The organism is Noviherbaspirillum pedocola (genome assembly GCF_016632335.1).
In the GTDB taxonomy this organism is placed as follows: domain Bacteria; phylum Pseudomonadota; class Gammaproteobacteria; order Burkholderiales; family Burkholderiaceae_D; genus Noviherbaspirillum_A; species Noviherbaspirillum_A pedocola.
Genome location: NZ_JAEPBG010000032.1, coordinates 22,534 through 33,393, shown reverse-complemented (window position 1 = coordinate 33,393; position 10,860 = coordinate 22,534). Strand labels below are relative to the sequence as shown.

Here is a 10,860-nt window from a genome sequence, read left to right as displayed (position 1 = left end):
GAGGCGCAGGAGAGAAAGCCGATTCATGTGGTTAGTGAAGGCCGTTAATGCTATGCGCGATACTGTTACGCCGCGGTGACCTGCTATCCAAATTAGTCCGAGACGGCCATGGAGTCTGCGGTTGAAATGACCGTCCCCCGGAATCAGTACCGGGCGTCAGTAGAAATTTCCGACTCCATTGCCCCGTCAGGTAAGGGTTTCATCCTTGCCTGACGGGCGAATTCTGCGGGCGTGGCCCACCGCAGCGCGGAGTGGGGACGCGTCTCATTATAGTGCTGTCGCCACTGCTCGATCTTCTGCCTGGCGTCGTCCAGCGACATGAACCAATGTGCATTCAGGCATTCCTGCCGGAAGCGTCCATTAAAGCTTTCCACCTTGGCGTTGTCCGTCGGCCTGCCGGGACGGCTGAAGTCCAGTTCGACATGATTTTCATAAGCCCATTTGTCCATGGCCTTGGAAACGAACTCGGAACCGTTATCGACCTTGATCGTGGCCGGCAGTCCACGCGTGGCACCAATGCGCCGCAGCGTGGCCACGACGTCTTCCCCTTTCAAGCTCTGGCCGACTTCGATCGCCAGGCTCTCGCGCGTGTAGTTATCGACCACTGTGAGTGCTCGCAGGCGGCGCCCGTCGAACAACGCGTCCGCCACGAAATCCATGCTCCAGATTTGGTTCATCGCCGTAACCACTTGCTTCGGCTGCCGCAAGCGAGCTGCCTTGTTCCGCTTGGGTCGCTTGAAACGCAGTGACAAGCCTTCCTGCTTGTAGAGCCGATAGACCCGCTTCAGGTTATCTCGCCAGCCTTCCCGCCGCAGCATCACATGCACCCGCTTGTAGCCATAATGCACGCGCGTGGCGGCAATCTCCTTGATGCGCATGGTCAGCGCCGAGGCATCCCGTGCCACGGACCGATAGCCATACACCGAGCGCGACATGCCAAACAGCGCGCAGGCCTGCGTCAGACTGGCTCGATACCGATCCCGCAGTTCATCAACCAAGCGGCGCTTGCGGGAAGGCTTCAGAGCTTTTTTGACAGCACGTCCTGCAGCATCGCCTTATCCAGCGGCAGATCCGCTACCAGCTTCTTGAGCTTGGTGTTCTCTTCTTCCAACTGGCGCAGGCGCCGCATCTCGGATGGTGTCAGACCACCGTACTTCTTCTTCCAGTTGTAAAACGTCGCATCACTGATGCCAACCTTGCGGCAGACTTCTTCCACCGGGGTGCCGAGTTCTGCCTGCTTGAGCGCAAATGCGATTTGCTGCTCCGTAAACTTGCTCTTCTTCACGACATGCCTCCTGCTCATCAAGGAAAAACACGCCGAAAAATTCTACTTTGGATCGGTACAGTTTCCTGGGATAGGATCACAGGCTAATGCCTGACCCAAAAGCTCGCGAAACGTGCTTGCTTGTGGACTGTCTCCAATCCGCATAACGGCAAGCTCGCGCTCATCTCAGCGACTGCCCAAGCGACGCAGCACTAGCAGAGGCAGGCGAATCGCGAAGCCGATGAACAAGCGCGTATGCATCCACGTCAACAATGTGTTGTCGCGCAGGTAGCGGAAGTGCGAAACGCCACCTTCTTCGGCACGGAAATAACGCACCGGCGCATCAAGGTTGACTGGTTTCACGCCGCGCCAGCAAAGACGTACAACTGCTTCGGGATCGAAATCGAAACGGCGCATCCAGCGTTGGCCACGCATGACTGCGGCGAGTGGCGCGATCGGATACACGCGAAACCCGTACAGCGAGTCGCCAATGCCGGACCACAGCGTCTCGAGATTGGCCCACCAATTCGATACCTGCCTGCCCTTTACCCTTAAGGCTGGCGCGCTGGCATCGAAGACCGGCTTGCCGAGCACCATTGACCGCGGATTCGCTTTCGAGGTACGCATGAACTCGGAGATCAATTCAGCAGGGTGCTGCCCATCCGAATCCATCGTCAGCGCATGGGTATAGCCGCGCGCTCGCGCCTCCTCAAGGCCGCGCAGGACCGCACTACCTTTGCCCATGTTGTACGGCAGGACGATCACATGCAGCCCCGAATCGGCGGCTGCCATCGCCTGCAGGCCTTCGGCACTGCCATCGGTGCTACCGTCCACGACCACCCAAACCGGATTCCATTGCGCGCGCGCCGAGCGGACCGTGTCATAAACCTTGGGTCCAGGGTTATAGCTCGGGATCAATACCAGGTGACTGGCGCTAGGCTTATCCATCATTCCCGATACGGCCATCATTTGGCATAACCTTCGTGCGCGGATTCGCTGTCGGCCGACACGATCGATCGTATCGGCTCTGCCGCAAGCGTATCTTCAAAATAGGCACTCATCGCGGCAACGAGGGCAGCACTGTTTTCCGGCGCGTCGAAGCGCCGTCCGAGGCGCACCTGGTAATGCACCGGCATTCGAGGCTTTTTGAAGAAGGGCCAGCCCTTGGTCAGAAAAGGACTATCCGTTTCCGCAAGCACGGTTTGTACCGGCACATGCGCGCGGCTGGCAATGACGCCTATGCTGCCTCGCAGCTCGCCGATACGCGCCGGCGCGACGGTACGCGTGCCTTCCGGGAAAAGGAGAACGTTACCTCCATTGCGCAGTTCATCAATGGCAAGGTGGATCATGCTGCGGATCGAATCATTGCGAATATAGCGTGCCAGCCGTGCACCGCCGCCGACGAAGATGTCATTGACGATGGCGGCCTTCATGATGCAGGCCACGTCCGGCAGCCGTGATGCCATCAGCACCGCATCCCACAACGTCGGATGATTCGGCGCGATGATCAGCCCGCGCTCGTTGCGCAGCGCATCCAGCGCCTTCAGGTCGAAACGGAAACGGCCAGACAGCGAAAGGCTCGCCAGCAGGATGCGGAAGCCCATCATGATGCCGTAGCGGCCGACCCTCGTGCCGAGCTCGCGCGGCAGGATCATATGCAGCAAGCCGGCAAGCGCCGACCACAGCATGCTCAGCAGCACGAACTCGATGACTCCGAGATAGAACACCGTGCAGTCATAGACGGCGAGCAAACAACGCGCAAGGGCTTTCATCAGCTTATTGAAACAGGAAACGGTAAGAATGCGCGACGCTGATTTTGCGCCGCGCCTGGCCAAGGATCCCTCAACCGATCGCGTCCACCGGACGGATATTGCGCTTGCGTTGCAGCCATGCCGACAAGGTGCGTCGCAGATGCAGCATCGACATGCCGTAATACAGCGCCTTGAACGCGAGCAGGTGCGGCCCGATCCGTGTCTTGCCGAACACATCCCCTGCCAGCACCGACAGCAGCGCTTCCTCCATGCGAAACACATTGCGCGGACCCATGAACAGGTTGCGCATGGTCGGATTCGTAACGCGGTAGATGAACCACGAGAACTCGCGCGGCCCCTTGCGCATGACGCGGTCGAAGCGCCGCATCGCGGCGGCCGCTTGCGCCGGCTTGCGCAGACACCGGTCCACCGCCTCGGCGCCGGCAAAGGCGCTGTTCATGGCCAGCATCACGCCGCTTGAGAACACCGGATCGATGAAGGCATAGGCGTCGCCAAGAAGCAGGTAAGCGGGACCATGGCTACGGCTGCAGGAATAGGAATAATTGCCCGTCGCTTCGGCATCAGTGACGAGTTCCGCATCCTTCAGACGCTCGGCCAGAGCCGGGCACAGTGCGATCGTGTCCTTCAGGAATTCGGCGACCGGCTTCTTGCGCGTCTTCAGATAGTACGGCCAGGTCACCGCGCCTATGCTGGTCAATCCATCGGCAAGCGGAATGAACCAGAACCAGCCATGCTCAAACCAGAAGATCGAGATATTGCCCTCGTCGCGACCCTCGTTGCGCTGGACGTTGCGGAAGTGGCCATAGATTGCCGTGCTGTTGTGCTTCTCATTGCGTTCCTTGATGTCCAGTTTGCGGGCCAGCACCGTATCGCGGCCGGACGCATCGAGGACAAAGCGCGCATGCCAGGTCTTGTCGACGCCGTGCTCGTCGCGGGTGGCGATCATCGCGCCCTGACCTTCGGGCAGAAACGCCACGTCCGTCACCTTGCAGCCTTCAATCACATTCGCGCCGGCTCGTGCCGCATTGCGGATCAGAATCTCGTCGAACTCGGCGCGCTTGACCTGATAGGCATGCGGCCAGCGCTTGTCCATCGCATTGCCGAACTGGAATACCTGGGTATGGTCATGCCATGGCGACACGAACTCGGCAGCCCACTTCTTCATGCCGATCGCCTCGACTTCCTTCGCCACACCGAGCTTCTCGAGCAGCGGCAAATTGGCGGGCAGAAGCGATTCACCGATGTGAAAGCGCGGATGGTGGGCCTTTTCAATCAGAGTCACGCGGTGATTCATGCCCGCAAGCAGCGCTGCCGCGGTGGAGCCAGCGGGGCCGCCGCCGATGACGAGGACATCGCACTCTTCAGTGCCAGCGGTGGGTACCGGATTCATAGCCATGTTGCCTTGTTTCATTAAGCCGCGAGAAGCGGCGACTTTATCATTTTTTGCAGGACGAAAGCGCGGTAATGCGCGCCGGCGGACAGGCCGCACCGCCATTGTGGCGACGAGCGGTCGCGGCCTAATTGTCGATCGTGTCTACCATTGTTTGGGATTGACCAAGCACCCAGGTGACCGCAACGCCCGCGGATACCGCGTTGCTGCGCCGGACCAGCGGACTATCCTCGAAAACCGCGCCACGCAGGGTGTCATAACGCAGGAAGGCGCCGACCCAGGTGCGCTCAAAGCGTTTCGATACCGCCGCGGTGAACTGCGATCCGGCGTAGCCGCCCGGCGCATCGTAGCGAGGTCGCGCTGGCGTCGCATCGGCCGGCCCGACGGAATAAAAATAGCTGTTGTACTTGCGGCTCTGATAGTAGGGGCCGGCGAGCATGCCGAGATTCCAGCCGGAGTAACCGAACGGATCGCGCACATCGAGGTTGATGTTGGGCGCGAACAGCCAGCCCACCGCCTTTGGGGAAGATTCCACCGTCACTGCCGCGCGTAGCGGCGTACGCAGATCCAGCTTCATCCTGCCGTCGCCCGCCTTCCACAAGGTGATGCTGGCGGTCGGTCCGAGTTCCACCGTCGGTCGCAGACTGGCCATGCCGCTGCGTGCCGCATTGTTCCTGCTGCTGACCGGCAGCGTCGCGTTCAGGCTCAGATTGAGCTCGACGCGATCGGTATCGAACAGCAGGCCGCGCAGCCCGTTGCGGTCGGCCTTCAGGAATTCGCCGCGGTAGACGAAGTAGGGCGCGGGCAGCAGATAGGCATGGCTGGTGTCGGCGCCGCGGTAGTCCGGCAGCGTCAGCGCGGCAGCGCCGACGCCGGCTTCCCATAGCGGGAGATTCGCAGCGGCGGCGCAAACCGGCAAAAGCGCGGCGATGCCGGCGAAAAGTGGCAGCTTGTGTCTTCGCATATTGATCTTGTTGCGGCGCACGCGGATGCGTTGCGAACGCCGTGTGTCTTGTGTTTGAGCAATCCCGAGCGCGATCTTAACCGAGGCCGCACGCATTCCAGGCGCTTTTTTCCTTCGAGCATTGCGACGACATGCCGTTTTGCGCTATCCGCTACATTTTTCAGTACGTTGGCCTGCACACTGGCAATGTCTTGCGACGCAAGCGTGCGCCCATGCGGCCTGATACACACGATCTTTGGCCTCAGTCATGCCTGCGCAAAACCGATATGATATTCATCACAAAATGCGCACGCACCGCGCTGACGAACAATCAAGGACGGAGGAGAAGCGATGAAGACAGGCGCAATCGGAACGCTGCTGGTGGCGGCCGCGCTCGCCGGATGCCAGGCTCACAGCCCGATGATCATGAAGGACACGATCGACGTGACGATGGCGCCGAATGCGCCCAAGCTCGCGCCGCATACGGAGAAAGTGCTGTTTGTCGATGGCACGCTTCCCGCCAGCGTCAACTACGAGACGCTGGCAGAAATCAATGCCGGCGCCGTCTGGTACGGCGGCCCGGATGGGCTGCTCAATGCCATGGCCGACAAGGCGCGCGCGATCGGCGCCGACGCGGTCGTCGAAATCGGCACCTGGAAACAGCCATCGGGCTTTTCCTGGGCATCACCGCATGCGACCGGCAAGGCGGTGCGTATCGTCAACAAGAAGTCGACGAACCTGAGCGCTTTGGGCGGCACCTGGCGTTGAACGAATAGGCGCAGCAGCGAGCCCAGCGACGCCCGTCGGCACATATCGCCGGGGGAGTCGGCGCTAACTCAGTCCCAATTCGGTGCCCATGCGCTCACGCAGCAGATACTTCTGAATCTTTCCTGTCACCGTCATCGGAAAGGCATCGACGAAGCGCACATAGCGCGGGATCTTGTAATGCGCGATCTGGCCTTCGCAGAAGGCGCGGATCTCGTCGGCGTCCGCCTGCATGCCGGGCCGCAGAATGACGCAGGCGCACAGTTCCTCGCCATACTTCTGATCCGGAACGCCAACGCATTGCACATCCTGCACTTTCGGATGCCTGTAAAGGAATTCCTCGACTTCGCGCGGATAGATATTCTCGCCGCCGCGTATGACCATGTCCTTGGAGCGGCCGACGATGCTGCAGAAGCCGTTCTCGTCGATCACCGCGAGATCACCGGTATGCATCCAGCGCGCCGCATCAATCGCCTCGCGCGTCTTTTCCTCGTCGCCCCAGTAGCCGAGCATGACCGAATAGCCGCGGGTCAGCAGTTCGCCCTTGGCGCCGCGCGGCACGATGCGCCCTTCGGCATCGACGATCTTGACTTCGAGATGCGGATGCACCCGGCCGATCGTCGAGACGCGCAAGTCGAGCGGATCGTCGACGGCGCTCTGGAAGCTCACCGGCGAAGTCTCAGTCATGCCGTAGGCGATCGTGATTTCGTGCATGTGCATCTGGTCGATCACCCGTCGCATCACCTCGATCGGGCAGGGCGAGCCGGCCATGATGCCGGTGCGCAGGGTGGAGAGATCGTATTGCGCAAAGTCCGGATGCTCGAGCAGCGCGATGAACATCGTCGGCACGCCATGCAGCCCGGTGCAGCGTTCGGCCTGTACCGTTTCCAGAACTGCCTTTGCATCGAAACCCTCGCCCGGATACACCATGGTGGCGCCATGCGTCACGCAGGCCAGGTTGCCGAGCACCATGCCGAAGCAGTGATACAGCGGCACCGGAATGCAAAGCCGGTCGGCGTCGGTGAGCCGCATTGCTTCGCCGATGAAGAAGCCATTGTTGAGGATGTTGTGATGCGTGAGCGTTGCCCCCTTCGGCGCGCCGGTGGTGCCCGAGGTGAACTGGATATTGATCGGATCATCGAACTGCAGCTGCCGTGAAACTTCGCGCAGCCGGCGCAGGTCTTCATCATCGGCATCGAGCAGGTCATCGAAATTCAGCATGCCGCCGGTCTTTTCCGCGCCCAGCCGTATCACTTGCCGCAACCGTGGAAGGCGCTCGGACTGCAGCCTGCCCGGCGCGCAACGGGCAATCTCCGGCGCCACATCCTGCAGCATCTCGAGGTAGTTGCTGGTCTTGAAGGAAGGCGCCAGGATCAGCGCGCTGCATTCCACCTTCTTCAGCACATATTCCAGTTCAGCACGGCGGTAGGCGGGATTGATGTTGACCATGATCAGTCCGGCCTTCGCGGTCGCGAACTGCGTCAGTACCCATTCCGCGCAATTCTGCGACCAGATGCCGATCCGGTCGCCACTTTGCAGTCCGAGCTTCAGCAGGCCGGCCGCCAGCGCATCGACACGGCGTCCGAATTCCCGATAGGTCCAGCGCACGTCCTGGCTCGGCACCACCAGCGCCAGGTTGTCGCTGAAGCGCTCGATGACGGTATCGAGATAGTCGCCGATGGTTGCGCCGATGAGAGGCGCGTCGCAGGCGCCCTGAACATAGCTTTTCTGCTGCATCGATGTCTCCTTGCTGGTGGGGAAGCGTGTGGCGCTTCGACAGGCTTATCGTTTGAACAGCGGGTAGGCATGCTGCGGGACTCATTGTAGTCGCGCCCGCCCCGCGAGCGTGCGTCGCTTTGATATCGAATTTGTATCGGTCTCGATACATCGGCCACATATGGCTGATACATTGCCTCCGGACAATATGACCCATCCAGCCGCTCGGTCGCATCCGTGACGTGGAGGCGAGGGTGTCATCGATGGGGAGAGCTGCAGATGGGAATTTCTTCGGTGGGCATAGGCTCAGGGCTCGACGTCAACAGCATCGTCACGCAATTGATGTCGGTGGAAAACCAGCCGCTGACGCTGCTGCAGAACAAGGAAGCGACCTACCAGGCGCAGCTGTCCGCGCTCGGCCAAGTCAAAAGCGCGCTGTCAACCTTTCAGTCGGCGGCGGGAAGTCTTTCGGATCCCACACAATTCGCCGCGGTGAAGGCCACGGTGGGCGACAGCGGCGTACTCACGGCCAGCGCCAGTTCCAGCGCCGCGCCGGGCAGCTACGCGCTCGAAGTCACGCAGCTCGCGCAGGCACAGAAGCTGGTCTCGGCTGGGCAGGCGAGCACCACCACCGCCATCGGCGCCGGCACCATCACCTTCGATTTCGGCACCGTCAGCGGCGGCAGTCTCGACGCGTCCACCGGCAAGTACACCGGCGCCTCCTTCGCGTCCAGCGGCAGCGGCAGCAAGAGCGTCACCATAGACAGCACGCATGCGACGCTGTCCGGCATACGCGATGCCATCAATGCCGCCGGCATGGGCGTGACCGCCTCCATCGTCAACGATGGCAGCGCCGCGCCGAACCGGCTGGTGCTGACCAACAGCGCCACCGGCGCGGCCTCGAGCATGAAGATCTCGGTGTCGGGCGATGCGACATTGTCGAGCCTGCTGTCGCAGGACCCGGCTGGCAGCCAGGCGATGCAGCAGACCATCGCGGCGCAGGATGCGAAGTTCAGCATCGATGGCCTGGCGGTGACGAAGCCGTCGAACCATGTGACCGACCTCATCGATGGCGTGACGCTGGACCTGACCAAGACCAATGCTGGCAGCCCGACGACATTGAGCGTGGCGCGCGACACCGCGTCGGCGACCTCGGCAGTGCAGAAATTCGTCGATGCCTACAACACCGCCAACAAGACGCTGACCAGCCTGCAGGCTTACGATGCGACGACCAAGACCACGGCGGCGCTCAATGGCGATTCCACGGTGCGCAGCATGCAGACGCGCATGCGCGACGTGTTGTCCACGGCCGTGCGGGGCGGCGGCGCCTACGACCGCCTGGCTGACATCGGCGTGACGTTTCAGAAGGATGGCACGCTCGCGGTCGATTCCACCAAGCTGAACGCGGCGTTGACATCGAACTTCAACGATGTTGCCAGCCTGTTCGCGGTGAATGGCAGCGCCACCGACAGCGCGGTCACTTACGGCGCCGCTGGCGACAACACGAAGCCCGGCACCTATGCACTGACAGTCACGCAGTTGGCTGCTCAGGCGGCGTTAAGCGGTTCCTCCACGGCCGGTCTGACCATCACGGCAGGCGTGAATGACAACCTCTCGGTGAATATGAACGGTACGTCGGCATCGATTACGCTCAAGCCCGGCACTTACGCCAGCACCGATGCGCTGGCGCTGGAGGTGCAAGCCGAGATCAATGGCAACAGCGCCTTTAGCGGCGCCGGGGTCGAAGTCAGCCAGAGCAACGGCGTACTGTCGATCACGTCGCGACAATACGGCTCTGCATCGTCGATTGCCATTGGCGGCAATGGCGCGCAAACCCTCCTGGGAAGCAGTCCGATCAGCAGCGCTGGGCTAGACGTGGCCGGCAGCATCGATGGCGCGGCAGCAACGGGCAGTGGCCAGAAGCTGATCGGCGCCGCCGGCACGGCAGCCGATGGGCTGGCGGTCGCGGTCACCGGTGGCGCTCTCGGCAGCCGCGGCACGGTGAGCTATGCGAAGGGCTATGCCAGCCAGTTCAACGACCTGATCGATTCCTTCCTGTCCAGCGACGGCTCGCTGACCATGCACACCAATGGCGTGAACGCTTCGATCACGAGCCTGCAAAAACAGGAGGACGACATGAACACTCGCCTCGCCGCCAGGGAGACGACGCTTCGCGCACAATTCACCGCGCTCGATAGCCAGATCAGCGCCATGAACAGCACCAGCACGTATCTGACGCAGGAACTGGCGCAGATCCAGGCGAACGGCTGAACATTTCCGCGCATGGGCGGCATCTGGCATGCTGCCTGCCGCGAGGCGGCGCGATACGGGCATGAACCGGTAGCGCTGCAGCGAGTCAAACCGGCAATTGTCATTGCCGCCCTCATTGCCGACATGCCCTCCATGCGAAAGCTGACCCCGCTCCTGTTCACGCTGCTGGCCGCCTCGTGGGCAGCCCTCGGACAACAACCCGGCGACAGCGATATCCGTGTCGCGGTCAGCCGCAGCGGCAGCGCAATCAACATCCATGTCGAGATGCACGTCGACGCCAGGCCCAGCCAGGTATGGCAGGTGCTGACCGACTACGACCACATGGCGCAGTTTTCGCCGGGACTGGAGAAGAGCAGGGCAGTACCGCTCGGCCCGAACCGGTTGCGGGTGGAGCAGAGCGGCGCGGTGCGCTTCGCTTTCTTCCCTATTCCCTATCAATCGGTGCGCGAGGTCGATCTCGACCCGTATCGCGAGGTGCGTTCGCGGGCGGTGGCAGGGACGATCCGCAGCGGCACGGCGGTGACACGCCTGATCGAGCGCGATGGCGGCACGGATATCGACTACACGAGCACGTCGGTGCCCGCGGTGCGTTTGCCATTCGGCCTTGGCATGGGCATGGTGGCGGATCGCACGCGCGATCAGTTCGCGCATTTGCGTGCTGAAATCTATCGGCGCATGCGCGCGCCGCAGTCAGCGCCGGTCACTGATACAGGCCCATCCCGCTGAGCAGCACTGTTAA

Annotated in this window: 9 protein-coding genes; 3 read left to right on the top strand and 6 right to left on the bottom strand. The window is 61.7% G+C overall.

Annotated elements, in window-relative coordinates; genetic code table 11:
- Nucleotides 1–143: 143 nt before the first annotated feature.
- The 5 genes from JJB74_RS30590 to JJB74_RS30570 all read right to left on the bottom strand — a co-directional run bounded on the left by JJB74_RS30590 (nucleotide 144) and on the right by JJB74_RS30570 (nucleotide 5,390).
- A protein-coding gene (locus JJB74_RS30590) for an IS3 family transposase (protein ID WP_407672446.1) occupies nucleotides 144–1,285 on the bottom strand; the annotation gives its coding sequence in 2 pieces (ribosomal slippage) (nucleotides 144–1,033 and nucleotides 1,033–1,285; 1,143 coding nt in all).
- Nucleotides 1,286–1,450: 165 nt separating this feature from the next.
- Nucleotides 1,451–2,233 (bottom strand): glycosyltransferase family 2 protein, encoded by a 783-nt coding sequence (locus JJB74_RS30585; protein WP_234484997.1) that lies wholly within the window; start codon nucleotides 2,231–2,233, stop codon nucleotides 1,451–1,453.
- The gene (locus tag JJB74_RS30580) at nucleotides 2,230–3,036 is read right to left on the bottom strand and encodes a lysophospholipid acyltransferase family protein (protein WP_200598351.1); all 807 of its coding nucleotides are present in this window, start codon (nucleotides 3,034–3,036) and stop codon (nucleotides 2,230–2,232) included. The genes JJB74_RS30585 and JJB74_RS30580 overlap by 4 nt, the downstream gene beginning before the upstream one ends.
- 70 nt (nucleotides 3,037–3,106) lie before the next feature.
- Nucleotides 3,107–4,426, bottom strand: a complete 1,320-nt coding sequence (locus JJB74_RS30575; protein ID WP_234484996.1) for an NAD(P)/FAD-dependent oxidoreductase — start codon at nucleotides 4,424–4,426, stop codon at nucleotides 3,107–3,109.
- 127 nt (nucleotides 4,427–4,553) lie between these two features.
- A complete protein-coding gene (locus tag JJB74_RS30570; protein ID WP_200598349.1) occupies nucleotides 4,554–5,390 on the bottom strand; it encodes a MipA/OmpV family protein in 837 nt (278 codons plus the stop codon).
- A 330-nt stretch (nucleotides 5,391–5,720) separates the two neighbouring features.
- Between JJB74_RS30570 and JJB74_RS30565 the strand changes: the two genes are divergently transcribed.
- Entirely contained in the window at nucleotides 5,721–6,137 is a 417-nt protein-coding gene (locus JJB74_RS30565) for a hypothetical protein (RefSeq protein ID WP_200598348.1), read from the top strand.
- Between the two features lie 63 nt (nucleotides 6,138–6,200).
- Here JJB74_RS30565 and JJB74_RS30560 read toward each other — a convergent pair whose 3' ends face one another.
- Nucleotides 6,201–7,871 carry an AMP-binding protein gene (locus JJB74_RS30560; RefSeq protein WP_200598347.1) on the bottom strand — a complete coding sequence of 557 codons (1,671 nt, stop codon included), beginning with the start codon at nucleotides 7,869–7,871 and terminating at the stop codon, nucleotides 6,201–6,203.
- A 258-nt stretch (nucleotides 7,872–8,129) separates the two neighbouring features.
- Here JJB74_RS30560 and fliD point away from each other — a divergent pair, with 258 nt between their 5' ends.
- Nucleotides 8,130–10,121 (top strand): flagellar filament capping protein FliD, encoded by a 1,992-nt coding sequence (fliD, locus tag JJB74_RS30555; protein ID WP_200598346.1) that lies wholly within the window; start codon nucleotides 8,130–8,132, stop codon nucleotides 10,119–10,121.
- Between the two features lie 132 nt (nucleotides 10,122–10,253).
- Complete coding sequence (locus JJB74_RS30550; protein ID WP_200598345.1) at nucleotides 10,254–10,847, top strand: SRPBCC family protein; 594 nt, start codon at nucleotides 10,254–10,256, stop codon at nucleotides 10,845–10,847.
- Nucleotides 10,848–10,860 lie beyond the last annotated feature (13 nt).

Excerpts from the sequence above, each read along its gene's own strand:
- JJB74_RS30585 (WP_234484997.1), bottom strand. The coding sequence starts at position 2,233 with ATGATGGCCGTATCGGGAATGATGGATAAGCCTAGCGCCAGTCACCTG.
- JJB74_RS30565 (WP_200598348.1), top strand. The coding sequence starts at position 5,721 with ATGAAGACAGGCGCAATCGGAACGCTGCTGGTGGCGGCCGCGCTCGCC.
- JJB74_RS30575 (WP_234484996.1), bottom strand. The coding sequence starts at position 4,426 with ATGAATCCGGTACCCACCGCTGGCACTGAAGAGTGCGATGTCCTCGTC.
- fliD (WP_200598346.1), top strand. The coding sequence starts at position 8,130 with ATGGGAATTTCTTCGGTGGGCATAGGCTCAGGGCTCGACGTCAACAGC.
- JJB74_RS30580 (WP_200598351.1), bottom strand. The coding sequence starts at position 3,036 with ATGAAAGCCCTTGCGCGTTGTTTGCTCGCCGTCTATGACTGCACGGTG.
- JJB74_RS30570 (WP_200598349.1), bottom strand. The coding sequence starts at position 5,390 with ATGCGAAGACACAAGCTGCCACTTTTCGCCGGCATCGCCGCGCTTTTG.
- JJB74_RS30550 (WP_200598345.1), top strand. The coding sequence starts at position 10,254 with ATGCGAAAGCTGACCCCGCTCCTGTTCACGCTGCTGGCCGCCTCGTGG.
- JJB74_RS30560 (WP_200598347.1), bottom strand. The coding sequence starts at position 7,871 with ATGCAGCAGAAAAGCTATGTTCAGGGCGCCTGCGACGCGCCTCTCATC.